Origin of the sequence: Microbacterium sp. UFMG61 (assembly GCF_015354505.1) — a bacterium.
Taxonomy (GTDB): Bacteria; Actinomycetota; Actinomycetes; order Actinomycetales; family Microbacteriaceae; genus Microbacterium.
On sequence record NZ_JACAFP010000012.1, the window covers coordinates 1 to 19,513 of the forward strand.

Consider the following 19,513-nt stretch of genomic DNA (forward strand, 5'->3'; position numbering starts at 1 on the left):
ATGGGTTCGAGGGTAGGCGTGGCCTCCGACATTCGGAAGGGGTGTCCCGATCCGCGGACCTCGTCCCGTTCTGCGGACTGTTCTGCCGGATTCGGGCGCAGATCGGGGCCGAGTCCGCAGATCGGGACACCCCTTCCGAATGTCGGAGGCCACGCCTACCCTCGAACCCATGGAGCGCACCGCTGCGAAGACCGCCTTCGCCAACGTTCTCGTCAACACGCTCATCGCGAACGTGACGACGAGCTTCCTGTGGTTCGCCCTCACGTTCTGGGTGTACATCGAGACGCAGTCCGTGCTGGCCACCGGCATCATCGGCGGCGCGTACATGCTCTTCATCGCCTTCTTCGCGATGATCTTCGGCACGATCGTCGACCGCAACCGCAAGCACACGGTCATGCTGCTCTCGAGCGTGATCTCGGCGGTCGCGTTCCTCGTCGCGGGTCTGCTCTACGTCTGGCAGCCCGAATCGGCGCTGCTCGATCTGGGCGGACCCTGGTTCTGGCTGTTCTCGGTCGTCATCCTGTTCGGCGGGGTGATCGAGCAGCTGCGCAACATCGCGCTGTCCACGACGGTCACGCTGCTGGTGCCGGAGGAGAGGCGTGCCAACGCCAACGGCCTGGTCGGCACGGTGCAGGGGCTCGCCTTCCTCGTGACGAGCGTGTTCTCGGGCCTGTCGATCGGCTTCCTCGGCATGGGGTGGACTCTGGCGATCGCGATCGGCGCGATGGTGCTGACGTTCGTGCATCTGCTCTTCATCCGCATTCCCGAGGGCACGCCCACGCCCGACCCGGATGCCAAGAGCGCGCTCGACTTCCGCGGCAGCGTGACCGCGATCAGGCTGGCGCCGGGACTGTTCGCGCTGATCATCTTCTCGACCTTCAACAACCTCATCGGCGGCGTCTACATGGCGCTCATGGATCCGTACGGACTCACGCTGTTCGATGCCCAGACGTGGGGCTTCGCGCTGGCGTTCGCGTCGACCGGGTTCCTGATCGGCGGTGGACTCGTCGCCAAGTTCGGCCTCGGTGCGAAACCCATGCGCACATTGTTGCTCGTGGTGATCGCGATGGGCCTGCTCGGCTCGGTGTTCATGCTGCGCGAATGGTGGCCGTTGTACGTGATCGGCATGTGGGTCTACATGGCGCTGGTGCCGCCGGCCGAAGCGGCCGAGCAGACGATCATCCAGAAGGTCGTGCGATACGACCGGCAGGGGCGGGTGTTCGGCGTGGCCGCGGCGATGGAGGCCGCGGCGGCTCCGGTCACGGCGTTCCTGATCGCCCCGATAGCCGAGTTCCTGATCATCCCGTACATGAGGACCGACGCAGGCCAGCAGCGGTGGGGGTGGCTGCTCGGCGAGGGCGATGCGCGGGGCATCGCGTTGATCTGCCTGTTCGCCGGCCTCATCATGGTCGTCGCAGGAACCCTGGCGTTCTTCACGAAGTCGTACCGCAAACTCACCGTCCTCTACGCGAGCGCGCCCGAGCAGGACCCCAGCGCAGAGAGTGACGAGGCTGTAGCAGAGAGTGACGACGCTGGCGAGGGCGACGACGTCGGACAGAGTGACGACGCTGCAGAGGGTGACGGTACCGACCACGCTACCCACGCCGACCACGCCGACCACGCCACCCACGCCACCCACGCCACCCACGCCACCCACCCCGATGCGCCGCCGCCGGTGCGTGGGCTCCCTCCGGAGATCCCTGAAGTGCGACGCTGATATGACGCGGGTGCGACGCTGTTACTACGCTGACCTCGCCCGACGGGTTCAGTCGAGCGTGATGACCTGGTCGTTCAGCTCGACGGCGTCGACATCCCAGAGTGCCAGCACACGACGCGTGAGAGAGTCCGGGTCGAGCGCCTTCGCGCGGAACACGACGGATGCTGCACGGAGCGGTTCACCGGCATCCCGCGCGGCCTTGGCGAAGCCCTGAGCCACAGCGCGGGTCCACGCCTCGCTCGCGGCCTTCACAGCCGCGTAGTTCGCGCCCCCGGCGAGCGGGCGCCCGACGGCCGTCGACGACACGATCGCGAAGCGACCGGCATCCGAGGCGCGCAGGGCGCTGTCGAACGCCCGGCTGCTCGCGCGCACGGCCTCGAGAGCGGGAAGGAGGGCGCCGAAGTCGGCATCCGTCTGTCCGGCGAGTCCGCCGCCACCCCGCCATCCGCCGACCAGCGGGATGACCGCGTCGACAGCGTCGAGGCGCATCGCCAGATCGGCCATCGACTCGAGCGAGGTCGCGTCGGCGACGTCGACCTCGGCTCCGATCGCTCGTAGCGGCTCCAGCCGATCGGCCGACCGACCGGTCGCGACGACCCGTGCGCCGCCGTCGACGAGAGCCCGCGCGACGGCGAGACCCGAGTCGCTGGTCGCGCCGGCGAGGATGATCGTGCGATCAGTGACGCTCATGTACTCCACTTTCCTCTAGAGACAGCTCTGCGGCCACCCCCGGAAGGAATGGCCGCAGACGCCGCGTCCGATCGCCCCCGCGACCGGACCCCAGAAATGCGCCGGTCAGTGATCGGTGCCCCGGATGCCGACGGTCGATTCGATGACCGGCTTCATCTTCTTGTCGAGGGTCTCGAAAAACATCGACAGCGGGAACTCGTCGTCCATCACGGCATCCGTGTACCCCTTCGGCGTGCCGGCGAGGATCTCGTCCGACAGGCCGCGGGCCCACTGCGATGCCGGGTGCGGCGTGAGCGTTCCGCGTACGAGCTCGTACGCGGCGAGCCAGTGAGCGACTTTCGGGCGGTCGATCGAGTGCCAGTACAGGTCGTCGATCGCGTCGCCCAGCGCGACGACGGCATCGGGCACGTTGTCCCAGTCGAAGGTGAGAGCGGTGTCGGTCCAGTGCAGCACTCCGCGCTGGTGCAGCCAGGCGAACAGCAGCTGTCCGCCGACGGCGTCGTAGTTGCGCGTGCGGGTGCCGGTGATCGAGAAGCGGAAGATCCGGTCGAAGATCACCGCGTACTGCACGAGGTGCGCGTAGTCGTGCATCTCCTGCTCGGTCTCGGTGAGCTCCTCACCCGCGGCGATGCGGGCCGCGAGGGAGCGCTCGATCTTCACCGACTCGCGGAACGCCGTCATGTCACAGCGCATCTCCTCGAGCGAGTAGAGGAAGAACGGCATCCGCTGCTTGATCATGAACGGGTCGAAGGGCAGGTCGCCGCGCATGTGGGTGCGGTCGTGGATGATGTCCCACATGACGAAGGTCTTCTCGGCCACCTGCTGGTCGTCGAGCATCGCGGCAGCGCGCTCCGGCAGGTCGAGGTTCGTGATCTCGGCGGCCGCACGGGTGACCCGGCGGTAGCGAGCGGCCTCACGGTCCTGGAAGATCGCACCCCACGTGAACGACGGGATCTCGCGCATCGCGACGGTCTCGGGGAACAGCACGGCCGAGTTCGTGTCGTAGCCGGGCGTGAAGTCGACGAGGCGCAGCGAGACGAACAGCTTGTTGCCGTAGTCGCCGGCTTCGAGGGCGGCGATGAACTCCGGCCAGATCGTCTCGACGATGAGCGCTTCGACGAGGCGGTCGCTCGAACCGTTCTGCGTGTACATCGGGAAGACGACCAGGTGACGGATGCCGTCGACGCGGTGCTGCTGCGGCTGGAAGGCCATGAGCGAGTCGAGGAAGTCCGGCACACCGAAGCCCTCCGAGACCCAGCGGTCGAAGTCGACCACGGAGGCGGCGAGGTATTCGGCATCGTGCGGGAAGGCAGGGGCGAGAGCGCGGATGCCGGCGGTGATCGCGGCGACGAGGTCGCGAGCCTTCTGGTGGGTCGCTGAGCCTGTCGACGCGTCCGGGATCGAGCCGTCCTTGATCTGCATCTCGCGGATCGCGATCGCGGCGTCCTTGAGCTGGGCCCACGCCGCGGAGGACTCGGCGATCGACGCGTCCTCGACGACCTCGGGTTCGCCGACGATGGCCTGAGTGTTCAGGGTGGGAGTGGACATGGAACCTCCGATCGGGGATCGCGACGTAAAAATTCCGGCATATACGGAATCCTGACGATAATCTTACATCTATGGATGATCCTGTCGACCTCGCGATCCTGGCCGAGATCTCCCGCGACGGACGGGCCACGCTCTCGCAGCTGTCCGAGGCTGTGGGCCTCTCGGTCTCGGCCGTGCAGTCGCGTCTGCGCCGTCTCGAGACGCGCGGAGTCATCTCGGGCTACCGCGCGATCCTCGACCCCGAACTGGTCGGCACGCCGCTCTCGGCCTTCATCGAGATCACCCCGCTCGATCCCGCCCAGCCCGACAACGCCCCCGAGCTCCTCGAGCATCTGGCCGCGATCGAGGCCTGCCACTCGATCGCCGGCGACGCGAGTTACATGCTGTTCGTGCGGGTGCCCTCACCGCGAGCGCTGGAAGAGCTGGTGCGCGACATCCGCACCGCTGCCAACGTGAGCACCCGCACCACGGTCGTGCTGCAGACCTACTACGAGCACCGGCCCATCATCCCGGTCAGCGACGAGGACTGACGCCGACTCCGGCTCTCGTCGGACCGCGCGCAGTCGCTCAGAGGACCGCGCCCACCATCGCCTCGCCCAAGGGGGTGCGCAGATGACGCATCCGGGCGCCGTCGCGTTCGCTGGACACGAGTCCTGCCTGTCGCAGCACGGTGAGGTGGTGCGAGGCGGTCGAGACGGCGATCCCGGCATCGGCGGCGACCTGCGTGGTCGTGCGAGGCGCCCCCGCCGAGAGCAGGATTCCCGCACGCGCCGCGCCGACCAGCGCCCCGAGTGCATCCTCGATGTCGTGCGCGCTGCGAGCCCACCCGGCTGTCACGCCGCGGGCCGGATAGAACAGCGTGGGCTGCGCAGGGGGTTCGGTCAGCACCATGCATCCCCACGATGACATCACCGAGGGCACGAGCACGAGGCCGCTGCCGTGACAGTCGACGATCTCGCTGTGCCGGCGCAACGCGACACGAACGGCGCCCTCGCCCCAGCTCACCGACGGATGCAGTCCGCCCGCCATCCCCGCGATGCCGGAGGAGGCGATGACCCGGGCGCGCACGGCGATGTCTGCGCGCAGTATGCGCTCGAGCTGCGGCCATACCGGCGCGAGCGCGGCCGACCAGACCTCCCACCACGCGTCCGCGATCATGGCGCGTGCGCGGGCAGGGGCCTCTCGCATCTCGCTCAGCGCCCGCTGACGTGCGCCCGATGAGCGGAGCACCATCTTGCCGAAGTCGACGCGCATGGGCTCGAGCGGCGTGCGACGAAGTGCCTCGAGTTCGCCCTCGGGAGTCATGTCCCACTGCGGTGTCGCGGTGAGGAAATCCGGCAGGTATCCGTCATCGCCGATGACGGCGGCCAGCAGTCTGAAGCTTTCGAGTGGCAGCCGGTCGCGCACCACCCGCAACCACCCCCACTGCAGCGGATGCCGTTCGGGGCGAAGCAGCACGCGCACGGCGTGGGCGAGTTCATGCCCGGGTGAGATGCCGAATCGCACGGCCTCGACATCGCCGGGGCTCAGCGAGAACTCGACGCGATGCCCGGGATGCTCGATCCCCTCGACCGGCATCCGCTCGTGCGTGTTTCGATCCACATCGAAACTCTAGGAGACGACGCAGGCGGTGTCGACACTGGGGACATGAGCAGCACGCAGATTCCTCTCGAGGTCGTGGCCGGAGCGGCGATCCGCATCGGCACGGGCCGAAGCCGCCGTTTCGTGGGGGCGGAGCACGGCGCCGACGTGTCGTATTTCTACGTCGAGAACCGACCGGGCGAAGGTCCGGGACTGCACTGGCACCCCTACTCCGAGACCTGGGTCGTGCTCGACGGCACGGCTCGCATCACGGTCGGCGACGAGACCTTCATCGCCCGCGCCGGCGACACCGCCACCGGCCCGGCCTTCACGCCCCATTGCTTCACCAACGTCGGAGAAGGGATGCTGAGACTCATCGGCATCCATGCCTCGGCGACCATCATCCAGACGTTCCTCGCCGATGACGGAACCGACGACTGAATCAGCCCACTCGCAACGCATACCCAGGAGTAACCATGTCCTTTCAGGCATACCTCGACAAGGTCGAGACCCAGACCGGCCTCACCCCTCGGCAGTTCGTCGACCTCGCCAAGGAGCAGGGCTTCGACGAGACGACGAAGTCGACCGTCGTGCTCAACTGGCTCAAAGAGGAGTACAGCCTCGGCCACGGCCACGCGCAGGCGATGGTGCACGTGATCCTCAAGGGGCCCAAGATCAGAGACAAGCACGTCGGCAAGGGCGGAGCGCACGGCGACGCATCCGACACGCTGTGGCTCGACGGCAAAGACAGCAACCCGAACGCCTGACCGGCGTCCCCACGATCAGAGGAGCCAGTATGGCAGTCCGCGTCGACCTCAACATCTCTCTCGACGGATTCGCGACGACGACCGATCAGACTCCCGAGAGTCCCTTCGGCGACGACTGGCCACGACTGGTGGCTGCGTACGCCGCCACGCGCACCTTTCGCACCCGCGTGCTGGGAGACGACTCGGGCGCCGGCACGACGGGCATCGACGAGAAGTACGCACACGCCTACTTCGAGGGCATCGGCGCCGAGATCATGGGTGCGGGCATGTTCGGTCTGCACCAGTACGCGGATGACCCGCAGTGGCGCGGATGGTGGGGGGACACGCCGCCGTTCGAGGTGCCGGTGTACGTGCTCACGCACACCCCGCGAGACTCGATCGAGTTCGAGAACGGCACGGTGTTCCACTTCGTCGATGCCTCGGCGGAGGAGATCCTCGCCCGCGCGATCGAGGCGGCCGGCAGTGGCGATGTGCGTGTCGGCGGTGGCGTGAATGTCGTGCGGCAGTTCCTGCGCGCGGGACTCGTCGACCGTGTGCACCTGGCGGTGGCGCCGCTCGTGCTCGGCAGCGGAGAGCGTATCTGGGAAGGGCTCCGCGGCCTCGAGAACGGCTACGACGTGAGCTCTGAGGTGGCGGAGAGCGGCGTCACGCACCTGACCTTCACCCGTCGCTGAGGCCCTTCGCTCGGTGGGGAGCATGGCTCGCGGCCAGTAGGATTCCCTGCGTGGCAGCATCCTCGAAGCGCAAGAAGAACCAGGCCCGCGTGAGCGGCAATCCCGCCAAGCGGGCCAGCGGCAACCCCGCCAACCGGCCCGTCGTAGAGGCGGGCCCGGTCACGGTCGGCGACTGGATCGGTGCGGCCCGTCTGCGCACGCTGCCGCTCGCCGTCGCTCCGGTCGTGATCGGCACCGGAGCCGCGCGCAGCACCGGCCCCGAGTTCCACTGGGTGATCGCCCTGGCCTGCCTCGCGGTCGCGGTGCTTCTGCAGATCGGCGTGAACTTCGCGAACGACTACAGCGACGGCATCCGCGGCACCGATGCGGTGCGGGTCGGGCCCGCCCGCCTCACCGCCTCCGGCCGGGTGAAGCCGCGCACCGTGCTGATCATCGCCCTCGTCTTCTTCGCGCTCGCCGCCGTCGTCGGCCTCGCGATCGTGATCCGCACCGAGCAGTGGTGGATGCTGGCGGTCGGCGCGGCCTGCATCGTCGCCGCCTGGTTCTACACGGGCGGCAAACGCCCTTACGGCTACAACGCTCTCGGCGAGGTCTTCGTCTTCATCTTCTTCGGACTCGTCGCGACTCTCGGCACGACCTGGGTGCAGGTCTTCGAGCTGCCGCAGCAGGCCTGGCTCGGAGCCATCGCCGCGGGCCTCTTCGCGTGTGCGGTGCTGCTCGCCAACAACCTGCGCGACATCGATCAGGACCGCGAGGTCGGCAAGCGCACCCTGACGGTGCTGATCGGCACGCGCGCCACGCAGGTGCTGTTCACGCTGTTCGTGCTGGCGCCGTTCGGCATCCTTGCCTTCCTCGCGCTGCTGTACCCGATCGCGTGGGTGGGTCTGCTCGCACTGCTCGCGGGACTCCCGGCGATCCTGATCGTCTGGACCTACCGGCAGGCGAAGGAGCTCGTCATCGCCCTCGCGCTGACGTCGCTCACGGCACTGCTCTACGCCGGTGCATTGTTCTGGGCGTTCGCCGGCTGATATACCAGTCAACGCTTTCCCGAGATGCCACGGCAACCTATGCTGGACGCGGTTTGTGACCGGGGGGAAAGACCATGGAAATCGTATCGGAACGGAATGTGCCGCCCGTCGTCTATGTGCCGGTCGAGTCGCGTGATGACGAGGGCCGCACGGGCATCGCGTTGATGCGTCTACGCACCGGGCAGCTCGCTGTGAGCGCCTACTCTGCGCTGGATCGCCTGCAGAAGGTCTGGGGAGTCGGGCAGCAGTGGATGCTCGTGCGAACACCTGAGCTCGAGGCGCAGGCCGCTGAGATGAACATCACCCGGATCCTGATGGACCCGGACCCACGTCCGCAGCGTGGCGGGTGGTGACCCCGTGACCGGGATCGAAGCCGACACCACCGAGATCCGGTTCGCCGCCTCGCAGCTGCACGAGGCGGCCGATCTGCTCGGAGCGGCGTCGAGCAGCTTCCCCGACACGGTCGATGCGGGTGAGGGGTCGCAGCCCATCGGAGATGTCCTCGGCCGGCTCAGCCATTGGGCGGCGCTGAACGCGGGAGTGCATGCGGACGTGGCCGGGCTGCTGCAAGACATCGCATCGAAGATCATCGACGATGAGGAGGCCGTCGCCGACGCGCTCAGCCGCATCTCGGCTCAGCTCGAGGACGAATCCTGATGGCCGGCTCCTGTGCCATCGAGGTCGGCGGCAGCCCGTCCGCAGTTCGCGCCGCGGCGGAGTGGGTGCGGCACAAGGTGGAGGATGCGGCGTCCGAAGCCGACGTGATCGATGGTCTGATCGCGACCACTTCGGCCTCGTACTGGCAGGGGCGGGCAGGAGATGCGTTCAGCGACATCGCCGGCGACCTGGTGTCCGCGTCTCGGGAGATCGCGGATCACGCGGGCCCGTTCGCCGAGATCCTGCACATGTTCGCGGGTCGTCTCGAGCGCATGCAGGAGCACTTCGAGGGCTTCCTGGTGTCTGCTGCCGATGCGGGGCTGGTGGTCACCGGCACGACGATGCATGAGCCCTCCTGGGTGGGGCCGGTGCCTCAGAGCGACCACGATGATTCTTGGGAGCAATGGCGCGCGCATCAGAAACGCCTGCGCACCTACGATCGCATCCAGAACGATGTCGTGCTGTGGCACGCAGACCACAAAGCGTGGATCGTGGCACACCTGGTCGACTACGCGGGCACGATGCCGGCGATGTCTCAGGCCCAGGAGTTGAACGAGGGGATCAGAGAGACGGCCGGGATCGGCTTCTCCGCGACGAACAAGTACGTCGACGTCTCGTGGGAGCAGAAAATCGCGCACCTCACGTCCGAGGCGGAGTGGTTCGCGCACGCCGCCGCCGAGGTGTCGAGAAGGTCCTGGGCCGCGGGCGACCCGGCACTGCGTGCGAAGCTGCTGGAGGCGATCGAGAACGGCACACCGGACCATCTGCGAGAGGTGTCGCGAAACGTCGACTCCGTCGTCGAGGTGACCAGGTCTCTCCGGCACATTCTGGACACGGTGGGCGGACCCGCCGTGGATATCGGGCTCGGTGCCTGGGCCATCGCCGACGGCAAGGAGCCCGTCGACGTCGTGGTGGAGTGGGTGGGCGGCCTGGGAGCCACGGGCATCGCGGGTGCCGTGGTCGCCGGAGCGACACTGCCGGTGTGGGGGTCGGCGGCCGTCGTCATCGGCGCGGCCTCAGCAGGAGCGATGGGGGCCGGAGCGATCTGGGAATCCACGCCGCCGTCGTGGCGCCAGGGCATATACGAGTTCTCCGAGGATGGCTTCATCATCGTGGGAGACGTCGGCGAGAAGGTCGGCGACTGGTTCGTCGACACGGCCATCGACATCGGTGAGTGGTTCAACTGATGGTGGATGCCGAGAGCTCAGGCATGCCGAAGGGATCTCGGCGGATCGATGGATTCGTCGTGCAGGCGCGGCGCCAGGAGCAGCCTGAGCCCCCCACACAGGCCCCGACCTGGGCGGTGGTCGCGCTCGGCGTGCTGTTGCTCGTGGGCCTGGGCTTCGTCGTGGCCACCGGGCACCCGGCGCTCTACGCGTTCGTCGCCGTCATGGTGGGTGCGGGTGTCCTGGAGCGTGCGCTCGACGGGCGCACGCCGTCGTGGGGTGAAGGCCATGTGGTCGCGGATATCGAGTCCGACGGCGTGACGTTCCGCGCCTACCGACGGACTGTCGCGCTCGCGGTCCTCTTCTTCGCTGCGCTCGCCGCGGCGTCGGTCCTCTTCGTCGTGGTGTGGACCACGCCCGGTCTCGACCTGCCGATGTTCTTCGGCGGTTTCGCACTCGTTCTCGCCGCCGGGCTCGTGTACGCAGCGCGGCTCATCGTGCGCAGCATCCGGCGCGTCGACATTCGGTTGAACGCCGACGGTGTCACCGCCGTTCGCGTTCTCGGTGCGAGCGAGACCGTGAGCTGGAGCTCACTCCTCGCAGCCTTCCCGGTGGGACGGGCGATCGTGCTCACGACGTCGGTGGACGTCATGCAGTGGCCGACGGATCGCTTGCGCGCCGATCCCGTCGCCGTCGCCGCCATCATCGATCGGTGCGCAGCGCTCGATCAGCATGATCGTCCGTCGATCGTCGCCGTCATCGAGGAGATGTTCATCACGCCCGCCGGTCGATGACCGAGCGCGACGCTTCTCCGTGAGCTGTCGGTCTCGCCGTCAGACCCGCGGCGCAGACCCCGTAGCGCCGGAATCGGGACGCCCGGCGCCGTCGATCGCCTCGTCTTCGGCATCCGCGTCGGCCTGAGCGGCCTCGCTGCGTCCGCCCCGACGCTCGACGAGGCGCGCCGAGGCATCCGCGAGCGGAGCCCGCAGGAACAGCATCGAGATGCTCACGCCGATGAGGGCGGCGAAGATCGCGGCGAGCCACCAGAACTCGCGGAAGATCGGGAAGAAGAACCACATCACGGCCAGCGGGACGAGGAATGCCAGCAGCCGCAGCACGGTGTAGACGAGGAAAGGCGCACGGTTCTTCACCCGAACAGTCTACGTTCGCACTCTGAGGCACCGGCTGGGAGCGGGGCTCGTCAGGAGTCGATCCCCAGGGCGCGGAACGGGATGCCGCGCACGACGCGGTGCCACGGATGCTCGCCGAGCGACCACAGCAGCTTCGCGTCGAGGTCGAGGGCGAGGTCTTCGCAGCCGACCGGCAGCGGCACCCGGTCGCGCTCGAGGGCATCTCGTCGCCCGGTCCACAGAGCGCCGGGGTGCATCCGGTCGGACTGCGACACGAAGTGACGTTCGCCCCAGCGCACCGCGCCCTGCATGCGCGGGAGCCCGGGCGAGAAGCGCTCCTGCTCCTCGAAGCGACCCTCGTCGGTCTCGGGGATCGTGTACTCCGCGATCCGGCCGGAGTCGGCCGTCACGTACTCGCCGATCAGCACTCTCCTCAGGGGTGTGCCGTCGGCGTCGAAGACGCGGCCGAGATACGAGCAGCGCAGGTCGATCGGATGCACGCGCGTGCGTACGGCGACGAGAGCGGATGCCCGCACGCCGCGCCCCGAGAGTCCGGCGACCCGACGGGCCTCGGCGCCCCGCACCCGCCGGATGGCGGACAGGTCGAACTCCCAGATGCCCCGGCCCGTGGCGGCGACGAAGAGCCGGTCGCCGAACCAGGCCAGACCTCCGGCGTGGATCGGCGCGGGCTGCAGCATCCCGTCCTCGTCGATCGCGAGCAGCACGTCGAGGTGCCGCGAGCGTTCGAGGTCGACGAAGGCGACCCTCGAGGCGAGGTGCGTGCCGTCGAGCTTCTGACGGAACCAGCTCACGGCCAGTGTGCGTCGCCCCTGCCACTCGCCGAGGTCGACGCCCTGCGGATACCAGCGGCGGGTCCAGGTGCGAGCGCTGAGCCAGCGCAGGTCCACGGTGCCACGGTGCCTCTGGCGCACCGGGCGCCACGTCGTCCCGAACGGCCACAGCATGTGTCCCATCGTCGCCGATCCGCACCGACGGCGCGAACCGGCCGTGCGAGACACCGCGCGTTCACCTCGTCGTCTCCGATCGGCAAGGAGCGCCTGACACCATGCCGGGACCGTCCACCCCGGGAGTTCCGTGCGCACACCGCTCGTCACCGTCATCCTTCCTGCCAAGGACGCAGGCGCGTACATCGGCACGACGCTCGAGACGCTGACCCGCCAGTTCGACGACCCGGCGGCGCTGAAACTCGTGGCGATCGACGACGGGTCACGCGACGGCACCGGCACGCTGATGCAACGGTACGCGGAGCGGTTCCCCCACGCCGAGGTCCTCACCAATGCGACCCCGCGCGGGCTCGCGACGGCACGCAACCAGGGGCTCGCGCACGTCGAGGGCGACGCGTTCTGCTTTCTCGACGGTGATGACTGGATGCAGCCGCGGCGCCTCGAGGTGCTCGCGCGCCGACTCGACGACCTGGGCTGCGACTTCGTGCGCACCGACCACGTGACGGTCACCGAGGGAGTACGTGTGCTGAAGCCGGCGCCGTATCCGTGGCGCGGTCGCGTCGCGTCGCCGCGCGAGGCGATCCTCCCCGAAGACGAGTCGACCATGGTCGACTACCCGTTCGCCTGGGCCGGCATGCTGCATCGCCGGGTGCTCGACGACGGCCTCGCAGCCTTCACCCCCGGGCTCTTCACGGCCGAGGACCGCCCCTGGATCTGGCGCCTGCACCTGCAGGCCCGCTCGTTCGCGGTGGTCGACGCGCCGGCGCTGCTGTATCGGCGTGGAGTCGCGACCTCTCTCACGCAGGTGCGCGACCGGCGGCAGCTCGACTTCGTGCGGGCGATGCACGAGGTGCTCGACGTCGTCGAGGCGGATGCCGACGCTGCGCGCTTCCTACCGAAGGCGGTGTGGACCGTGCTCGCGCTGAGCTCACGGCATCTGGTGCGCGCTCGCCGCATGACCCCCTCGTTGCGGAGGGAGATGCGCAGCGGCATCCGAGGTCTTCTCCAGCGGCTGCCCGAAGGGGCGACGGGGACCGTGCTGACCCGGCTCGATGGGCCGCGTCGCCGGGTGCTGGCCTCCCTGCTCCGCGAGGCCGCCGCCGGATCGGAGAGCGTCGCTGCGGACGGTGTTCGCGTATGACCCAGCTCTTCGCGCTGCACAGCGCCTACGGCCTCGCGACCGCGGTCGCAGCCCTCGACGGGGGTCTGCTGGGGGCGCGCGGCGAGCGGCTGCTCGTGCCGTTCCACTCGTCCCGTGTGCCCGAGACCTCGGTCGGCATCATCGCGGATCCGGCACTCGCGACCCTGCGCGCGCGCTTCGACCGGATCGAGGACCTCGACGAGCTGGTCGGGCCACTGCATCCCGGTTCGTGGGATCCGGAGCCCGCGGATCTTCCGCTCCTGCGACGATTGCTGACGCGCGCGTGGGGTCTCGACGACGACCTCGAGATCCTGCTGCAGAGCCCTCAGGTCGCTCCCGCGCGCACCCTGATGCTGGTCTTCCCGCATGCGCGCATCACGATCGTCGGAGACGGGCTGATGACCTACTCGCCGATGCGCATCGCGCTGCCGCACACCGTCACCGCGCGTATCGGCCGGGTCGTGCACGCCGACGTCGTGACGGGGATCGTGCCGCTCGTCGGGTCGCCGCACGCCGAGCCGGTGCCGGTGCCGCCCGAGGCGTTCGGCGTCGTGCTGCGCGAGGTGGCCGATGCGGTGGCCGAGGACGCCGCGCCCGACCACACCGCACCCGGTGACGTCTCGACCGTGCTCGTGCTCGGGCAGTACCTCTCGGCGCTCGGACTGGTGAGTGAGGCCGAGGAGGTCGCTCTGCAGAGCGCGATGATCGACCGCGCCGCCGCGCACGATCCGCAGCGCATCGTCTTCAAACCGCATCCGTCCGCGCCACCCCGTCTCACCGACGCACTGCGCGACCGGGCTGCGTTCCACGAGCTCGAGTTCGACGAGTATCGCGGGGCCCTCTCGGCCGAGATGGTCGCTGAACGTCTCGACGCCCGCGCGGTGATCGCCGGGTTCTCGACCGCGCTTCCGACCGTGCAGACCGTGTTCGGCCGCGAGATCGATGCGGTCGGCGCCGACACCGTGCTCGCGCGGCTCTCCCCGTACGAGAACAGCAATCGAGTGCCGGCGACGATCGTCGACGCGCTCACGCGGCGTGACTCGCCCTATCGGGATCCCGAGCGGATGCAGCTGCTGATCGACGCGGTCGGATACGTCATGCAGCCCGGCGTCGCCCGTCACCTGCGGGCTCGGGCGGAGGAGCTGCTCGCGGCGATCACTCCGGCGGATCGTGACCGGTACTTCGACGCAGAGCGGCTGACCGCGCTGCGATTGCCGGGCGCTCCCACCGAGGGCGCGGTGCGTCGCGCGCTGCGCCCCGCGGGCGGAGTGGGTCGCGTCGAGGAGCTGCGGCTGACGGCGACAGGTGCACGACGGCGTCTCGCCAGGGCATGGCGAGCGATCAGAGGACGGTGACGGGATGACCCCCGAAGAGAAGACCCCGACGACCGGTGCCGGTACCGGCGCGGATGCCGGAACAGAGACAGGGCGCGCGCGGACGGTCGCGATCATCCCCGCGCGCGGCGGGTCGAAAGGCGTCCCGCGCAAGAACGTGCGGCGCGTGGGCGGGGTGCCGCTCGTGGAGCGCGCCGTGCGCAGTGCGCTCGCGGCCGGCGGGATCGACCTCGTGGTGGTCTCGACCGACGACGAGGAGATCGCGACGGTCGCCGCAGCCGCCGGCGCCCGGATCGTGCGGCGTCCGGCCGAGATCTCGGGTGACACGGCGTCTTCGGAGAGTGCGATCCTGCACGTGCTGACCGAACTCGAGCGGGCGGGCGAGCAGGTCGACGTCGTGGCGTTCCTGCAGGCGACCTCGCCGTTCATCCCGAGCGAGGCACTCGCCGGCGCGGTCTCCGCGGTCGCCGAGGGGCGGGCCGACAGCGTCTTCTCCGCCTTCGAGACCTACGGGTTCCTCTGGGCCCGCGCCGGCGATCAGCGGGCGGCGGTCGACGAGCAGGCGCATGCCGGCACCCAGCCGGATGCGGGCACGGCCGTCGCCCTCAACCACGACGCCACGCGCCGGCCGCGGCGTCAGGACCGCGAGCCGCACTTCCTCGAGACCGGTGCGTTCTACGTGTTCCGCGCGGAGGGGTTCCGCGAGGCCGAGCACCGCTTCTTCGGGCGCATCCGCATCGCCGAGGTGCCCGAGTGGTCGGCGATCGAGATCGACGACGAGCAGCAGCTGCGGATGGCCCGGGCGCTCGCCGCGCTGTACGAGTCGCCCGAGCGGATACCTGTGCGTGCCGTGGTGACCGACTTCGACGGGGTGCACACCGACGACACCGCGACCATCGACGCCGATGGTGTCGAGCGGGTACGGGTCAGTCGGGAGGACGGCATGGGCGTGTCCCTGTTGCGCAAGGCCGGCATCCCGATGCTCATCCTGTCGACCGAGGTGAACCCGGTCGTGCGGGCGCGCGCCGACAAGCTCCGGGTGCCGGTGCTGCACGGCATCGACGACAAGGAGTCGGCGCTGCGCGCGTGGGCCAAGGAGAACCGCATCCCGCTCGCCGAGATCGCGTACCTCGGCAACGACGTCAACGACCTGCCCGCGCTGCGCATCGTCGGATGGCCGATCGCGGTGGCCAACGCGCATCCGCTCGTGATCGACGCGGCGCGTGTCGTGCTGCGTCGAGTGGGCGGCCAGGGGGCCGTCCGCGAGCTGATCGAACGGGTGTTGCCCGCCTGACCGACGCCGGTAACCCTCAGGCCTCCCGTCGTTCACACTCGGCGCGTACCCAGGGGAGAAGGCCATTTCGACCACCGGAGGAATCATGACTGTCAGCATCGGCTCACGCGTCATCGGGGGCGGTCACCCCGCCTATGTCATCGCCGAGATCGGCCTCAACCACAACGGCGACGTCGACATCGCCAAGCGACTGATCGACGTCGCGGCCAAGGCGGGCGCCGACGCCGTGAAGTTCCAGAAGCGCACCCCCGAGATCTCCACCCCGGAGCACATGCGCGACGTGCCGCGCGAGACGCCGTGGGGCACCATGAGCTACCTCGACTACCGCCGTCGCGTCGAGTTCGGCCGCGACGAGTACATTGCGATCGGCGATCACGCCACGATGCAGGGCCTCGACTGGTTCGCGTCGCCGTGGGATGTGCCGAGCGTCGACTTCCTCGAAGACCTCAACGTCGTGGCTCACAAGGTCGCCTCGGCCAGCCTCACCGACACCGAGCTGCTGGTCGCGCTGCGTGAGACGGGCAAGCCGATCATCCTCTCGACCGGCATGTCGACGATCGAGCAGATCGACCGCGCGCTCGCCACGCTCGGCACCGACCGGGTCGTGCTCATGCACGCCACGTCGACCTACCCGCTCGAGCCCGAAGAGGCCAATCTGCGCGCGATCGCCACGCTGCGCGACCGTTACCCCGGGGTGCCGGTCGGTTACTCGGGCCACGAGCGCGGACTGCAGATCTCGCTCGCCGCCGTCGCGATCGGCGCGGTCGCGGTCGAGCGCCACATCACCCTCGACCGCACCATGTGGGGGTCCGACCACGCCGCCTCGCTCGAGCCCACCGGCCTCGAGCACCTCGTGCGCGACATCCGCGTGATCGAGACGGCGCTGGGCGACGGCGTCAAGCGCGTGTTCGACAGCGAGCGCGCGCCGATGGCCAAACTGCGACGCGTCTCGGCGTGACCGGAGCGGGCGCGCGCATGAGCCGTTCAGACGGGCTGCGGGTCGTCGCGATCGCCGACGCCGACTCGTTCGTGAAGTGGTCGGCGTCGCTGCTCGGCATCGTGCCCGGCATCCGCCCGCATCTGCTGCTGGTGCAGACGCCGCTGACCGCGAGCGTCGAGCAGCAGCGCACGGCGCTCGCCGGCACCGGCATGCCGGTCGAGGCCGTGACCCGCATCGCGTTCTCTCGCGCGGCGGCGTGGCTCGAGGGGCAACGCCCCGACGTGGTCCTGCTCGCCGGGCGTGGGCCGTTCGTGCGACTCATGGGCAGGGTCATCGATGCGCTCACGCATCGCCCGGTCGTCGTGGCCGGCCTGCCCGGCATGGCGATCCCCGCCCAACGCGGGGCACTCGACTACCGCCGGCATGCCGATCTGCTCGTCGTGCACTCGCATCGCGAGGCGCGGGCGTTCGCCGAGCTCGGGCGGCTCATCGACGTGCGGATGCCGACGGCTCTCGCGACGCTGCCGTTCGCGCGCTCCCGGTCTCGGATGCTCCAGGCAGACCGTGCACGCGTGCTCGCCGGCGACTCTGTGCGGCCGGCGGGCACGATCGTGGCGGATCGGCCCGACGCCCCGCGTCCGGTGCGGGCTCCGGCGACCGATATCGTCTTCGCGGCGCAGGCCCTCGTGCCGGTCGGTCGCGAGGAGCGCGCCGAGATCGCCGCGACTCTCGTGCGCGCAGCCGAGGCCGACCCGGATCGCCGCATCGTCGTCAAGCTGCGGTCACGTCCGGGGGAGTCCGAGACCCACCTCGAGCGCGATCCGTACCTCGAGCTGCTTCCGTCGCGCAGGCCCGCGAACCTCGTCGTCTCGTACGACTCGATGGCCCATGCGCTGTCGACCGCCGCAGGACTCGTCACCGTCAGCTCGACCGCGGCGGTCGAGGCGGTCGCCCTCGGCGTTCCCGTGATCGCGCTCGATTCGTTCGGCGTCAGCAAGAGCCTGCTCAACACGGTGTTCGTCGGCAGCGGACTGCTGGGCGGACGCAGAGAGGTCGTGGCGGGCCGCTTCCGGCATCCGCACCCCGACTGGCTGCGCGACAACTACTTCCACCCCGCGAGCGACTCGACCTGGTGGGAGCACGTCGAGCAACTCGTCGCCCTGCGTCGCGCCGGTGCTCTGCCGGCGAAGCGCGTGCCCGCCGCGCGCGGTGGTGCGCTGCACGAGGCATGGCACCGCGCGAGCGTGCTCGGTCGTGAGGATCGCACGCTCAGCGGTGCGGCGGCGCTCGCGATCGGGGCTCCCGCGACGAAGGCGCTCGCCGCTGTGCGTCGCGGCCGAGCGTCCGGCGACGGCGGCACATGGGCCGATGCGACCACCGACGTCACGCTCGAGCCGAACCCGTTCCACGACTCGATCCGCCGCTGAGCGCCGCGCTCACCGATCGAGCAGTGCGCCGACCTGGGTCCGGACGTCCGCGGCGATCTCGTCGATGCTCGCGTCGGCGTTGATGCTCGCCGCCAGGGTGACGAACATCGCGGCCGAGACGATGCGGGCGAGCGCCGGGGCGCGGTGCTCGTCGATGCGCGGATCGCGGTTCAGGATGCCGGTCAGAGCCGCCTCGGTCTCGCCGACGATCCTCAGCGCCTCGGCGTGATGCGCGTCTGCGGGGTTGCCGAACACCATCTCACGGAGGTAGGTGCGGCCGTTCTCGACCTGCACGCGGTTGCACTCGATGATCGGGCGCAGGAGGGCCATCGCCGCGTCGAGTGTGTCGGTGGTCGCCTCGGCCGCCGTGCGTCCGGCCTCCAGCGCCTCGGCGTAGTGCACGTTCTGCACGAGCAGGAGAAGCTCGCCCTTCGTCTTGGCGTAGAGGAAGAGCGTCCCGGTGCCGACATCCGCTCTCTCGGCGATCTGCTGAGTCGTGACGTCGTCGATGCCGTGGGCGGCGAAGAGCTCGGCCGCGGCGGATGTGATCCGCTCGAGCTTCTGCTGCTTGTTCCGCTCGCGTCGCCCGAGAGGTGTGGCCTGGCTCGACATTCGCGTCCCCTCGGAATAGAAACTGAGTACAGTCGGTTATGACTGGAGTCGCTTGTGCATCTGCTCAGCGATCACACCTCATTGTCGCAAGAAGAAGTCGCGAAGAAGAAAGAGCGGTCCGTGCCTTCACTCAACGGAGCTGTCGTCCTCGTCACCGGTGCGAACGGAGGCATCGGCACCCAGTTCGTGCACCAGGCGCTCGAGCGGGGAGCTGCGAAGGTCTACGTCAGTGCACGCACGCCGCGCGAGTGGGATGACGCCCGGGTCGTGCCCCTGACCCTCGATGTCACCGATGCGCAGTCCATCCGCGACGCCGTAGAGGCAGCATCTGACGTGACCGTGCTGATCAACAACGCCGGAGCTTCCGTGCCGACGGCGGGGATCCTCACGCACACCGATGACGAGATCCGTCGCAACGTCGAGACCAACTTCCTCGGCCCGCTCTTCCTGACGCGTGCGTACGCTCCGCTGCTGTCGGGCCGCGACGGAGCCACGGTCATCGACATCCACTCGGCTCTCGCCTGGTTCGCCGTCGGTGGCATCTACAGCGCCACGAAGGCGGCGCTGTGGTCGGCGACCAACTCGCTGCGCCTCGAGCTGGCGCCCGCGGGAGTGCACGTCGTCGGCGTGCACGTCGGCTACGTCGACACGGCGATGGCCGAGCACGTCTCCGAGCCCAAGACCGATCCGGCCGACCTCGTGCGGTCGATCCTCGACGCGACGGAACGGGGCGAGTACGAGGTGCTCGCCGACGAGATCTCGGTGCAGCTCAAGGCCGGTCTCAGTGCGCCGCTGGAGGCGGTCTACCCCCAGCTCGGCACGTCGGCCGTCTGACCTCCACC

At 69.3% G+C, this 19,513-nt stretch carries 22 protein-coding genes; 16 read left to right on the forward strand and 6 right to left on the reverse strand.

Annotated elements, in window-relative coordinates; genetic code table 11:
* The first annotated feature begins 169 nt into the window (after positions 1-169).
* Positions 170-1,717, forward strand: coding sequence for an MFS transporter (locus tag IXW21_RS14945; RefSeq protein ID WP_194765055.1), 1,548 nt, complete (start codon positions 170-172; stop codon positions 1,715-1,717).
* A 48-nt stretch (positions 1,718-1,765) separates the two neighbouring features.
* Here the strand turns inward: IXW21_RS14945 and IXW21_RS14950 are convergent, their stop codons facing one another.
* Positions 1,766-2,407 (reverse strand): SDR family oxidoreductase, encoded by a 642-nt coding sequence (locus tag IXW21_RS14950; RefSeq protein WP_194765056.1) that lies wholly within the window; start codon positions 2,405-2,407, stop codon positions 1,766-1,768.
* 105 nt (positions 2,408-2,512) lie between these two features.
* Positions 2,513-3,955 carry a DUF6421 family protein gene (locus IXW21_RS14955; protein WP_194765057.1) on the reverse strand — a complete coding sequence of 481 codons (1,443 nt, stop codon included), beginning with the start codon at positions 3,953-3,955 and terminating at the stop codon, positions 2,513-2,515.
* A gap of 71 nt (positions 3,956-4,026) precedes the next feature.
* Between IXW21_RS14955 and IXW21_RS14960 the strand changes: the two genes are divergently transcribed.
* Positions 4,027-4,485, forward strand: a complete 459-nt coding sequence (locus IXW21_RS14960) for an Lrp/AsnC family transcriptional regulator (RefSeq protein ID WP_194765058.1) — start codon at positions 4,027-4,029, stop codon at positions 4,483-4,485.
* Positions 4,486-4,522: 37 nt separating this feature from the next.
* Here IXW21_RS14960 and IXW21_RS14965 read toward each other — a convergent pair whose 3' ends face one another.
* Positions 4,523-5,557, reverse strand: a complete 1,035-nt coding sequence (locus IXW21_RS14965) for an ArsR/SmtB family transcription factor (protein WP_323742271.1) — start codon at positions 5,555-5,557, stop codon at positions 4,523-4,525.
* A 45-nt stretch (positions 5,558-5,602) separates the two neighbouring features.
* Between IXW21_RS14965 and IXW21_RS14970 the strand changes: the two genes are divergently transcribed.
* The 8 genes from IXW21_RS14970 to IXW21_RS15005 all read left to right on the forward strand — a co-directional run bounded on the left by IXW21_RS14970 (position 5,603) and on the right by IXW21_RS15005 (position 10,622).
* The gene (locus tag IXW21_RS14970) at positions 5,603-5,977 is read left to right on the forward strand and encodes a cupin domain-containing protein (protein WP_194765059.1); all 375 of its coding nucleotides are present in this window, start codon (positions 5,603-5,605) and stop codon (positions 5,975-5,977) included.
* A gap of 35 nt (positions 5,978-6,012) precedes the next feature.
* Positions 6,013-6,303: a DUF4287 domain-containing protein gene (locus tag IXW21_RS14975; RefSeq protein ID WP_194765060.1), complete on the forward strand. Its 291-nt coding sequence runs from the start codon at positions 6,013-6,015 to the stop codon at positions 6,301-6,303.
* Between the two features lie 29 nt (positions 6,304-6,332).
* Complete coding sequence (locus IXW21_RS14980) at positions 6,333-6,977, forward strand: dihydrofolate reductase family protein (RefSeq protein WP_194765061.1); 645 nt, start codon at positions 6,333-6,335, stop codon at positions 6,975-6,977.
* A 50-nt stretch (positions 6,978-7,027) separates the two neighbouring features.
* The gene (locus IXW21_RS14985) at positions 7,028-8,005 is read left to right on the forward strand and encodes a 1,4-dihydroxy-2-naphthoate polyprenyltransferase (RefSeq protein ID WP_194765062.1); all 978 of its coding nucleotides are present in this window, start codon (positions 7,028-7,030) and stop codon (positions 8,003-8,005) included.
* A gap of 74 nt (positions 8,006-8,079) precedes the next feature.
* Positions 8,080-8,358: an SAV_915 family protein gene (locus IXW21_RS14990; RefSeq protein ID WP_194765063.1), complete on the forward strand. Its 279-nt coding sequence runs from the start codon at positions 8,080-8,082 to the stop codon at positions 8,356-8,358.
* A 4-nt stretch (positions 8,359-8,362) separates the two neighbouring features.
* Positions 8,363-8,662 carry a hypothetical protein gene (locus tag IXW21_RS14995; protein WP_194765064.1) on the forward strand — a complete coding sequence of 100 codons (300 nt, stop codon included), beginning with the start codon at positions 8,363-8,365 and terminating at the stop codon, positions 8,660-8,662.
* Positions 8,662-9,849, forward strand: coding sequence for a hypothetical protein (locus IXW21_RS15000; RefSeq protein WP_194765065.1), 1,188 nt, complete (start codon positions 8,662-8,664; stop codon positions 9,847-9,849). Before IXW21_RS14995 ends, IXW21_RS15000 begins: the two co-directional genes overlap by 1 nt.
* On the forward strand, positions 9,837-10,622 hold the full coding sequence (locus IXW21_RS15005) for a hypothetical protein (RefSeq protein WP_194765066.1): 786 nt from the start codon (positions 9,837-9,839) through the stop codon (positions 10,620-10,622). Before IXW21_RS15000 ends, IXW21_RS15005 begins: the two co-directional genes overlap by 13 nt.
* A 39-nt stretch (positions 10,623-10,661) precedes the next feature.
* Here the strand turns inward: IXW21_RS15005 and IXW21_RS15010 are convergent, their stop codons facing one another.
* Both IXW21_RS15010 and IXW21_RS15015 read right to left on the reverse strand, forming a co-directional pair.
* On the reverse strand, positions 10,662-10,979 hold the full coding sequence (locus tag IXW21_RS15010; protein ID WP_194765067.1) for a DUF4229 domain-containing protein: 318 nt from the start codon (positions 10,977-10,979) through the stop codon (positions 10,662-10,664).
* Positions 10,980-11,029: 50 nt separating this feature from the next.
* Positions 11,030-11,932, reverse strand: a complete 903-nt coding sequence (locus IXW21_RS15015; protein WP_194765068.1) for a hypothetical protein — start codon at positions 11,930-11,932, stop codon at positions 11,030-11,032.
* A gap of 121 nt (positions 11,933-12,053) precedes the next feature.
* Here IXW21_RS15015 and IXW21_RS15020 point away from each other — a divergent pair, with 121 nt between their 5' ends.
* The 5 genes from IXW21_RS15020 (at position 12,054) to IXW21_RS15040 (ending at position 18,059) form a co-directional block, all read left to right on the forward strand.
* A complete protein-coding gene (locus tag IXW21_RS15020) occupies positions 12,054-13,064 on the forward strand; it encodes a glycosyltransferase family 2 protein (protein ID WP_194765069.1) in 1,011 nt (336 codons plus the stop codon).
* Positions 13,061-14,419, forward strand: a complete 1,359-nt coding sequence (locus IXW21_RS15025) for a polysialyltransferase family glycosyltransferase (protein WP_194765070.1) — start codon at positions 13,061-13,063, stop codon at positions 14,417-14,419. Before IXW21_RS15020 ends, IXW21_RS15025 begins: the two co-directional genes overlap by 4 nt.
* A gap of 4 nt (positions 14,420-14,423) precedes the next feature.
* Positions 14,424-15,692, forward strand: a complete 1,269-nt coding sequence (locus IXW21_RS15030) for an acylneuraminate cytidylyltransferase (RefSeq protein WP_194765071.1) — start codon at positions 14,424-14,426, stop codon at positions 15,690-15,692.
* A gap of 85 nt (positions 15,693-15,777) precedes the next feature.
* Positions 15,778-16,650: an N-acetylneuraminate synthase family protein gene (locus IXW21_RS15035; RefSeq protein WP_194765072.1), complete on the forward strand. Its 873-nt coding sequence runs from the start codon at positions 15,778-15,780 to the stop codon at positions 16,648-16,650.
* A gap of 17 nt (positions 16,651-16,667) precedes the next feature.
* Positions 16,668-18,059, forward strand: coding sequence for a DUF6716 putative glycosyltransferase (locus IXW21_RS15040; protein ID WP_194765073.1), 1,392 nt, complete (start codon positions 16,668-16,670; stop codon positions 18,057-18,059).
* Positions 18,060-18,068: 9 nt separating this feature from the next.
* On the opposite strand, the gene IXW21_RS15045 is transcribed toward IXW21_RS15040, so the two are convergent.
* Entirely contained in the window at positions 18,069-18,671 is a 603-nt protein-coding gene (locus IXW21_RS15045; RefSeq protein ID WP_194765074.1) for a TetR/AcrR family transcriptional regulator, read from the reverse strand.
* A 120-nt stretch (positions 18,672-18,791) separates the two neighbouring features.
* On the opposite strand from IXW21_RS15045, the gene IXW21_RS15050 reads away from it, so the two are divergent.
* Positions 18,792-19,505: an SDR family oxidoreductase gene (locus IXW21_RS15050; RefSeq protein ID WP_194765075.1), complete on the forward strand. Its 714-nt coding sequence runs from the start codon at positions 18,792-18,794 to the stop codon at positions 19,503-19,505.
* Positions 19,506-19,513: the final 8 nt, after the last annotated feature.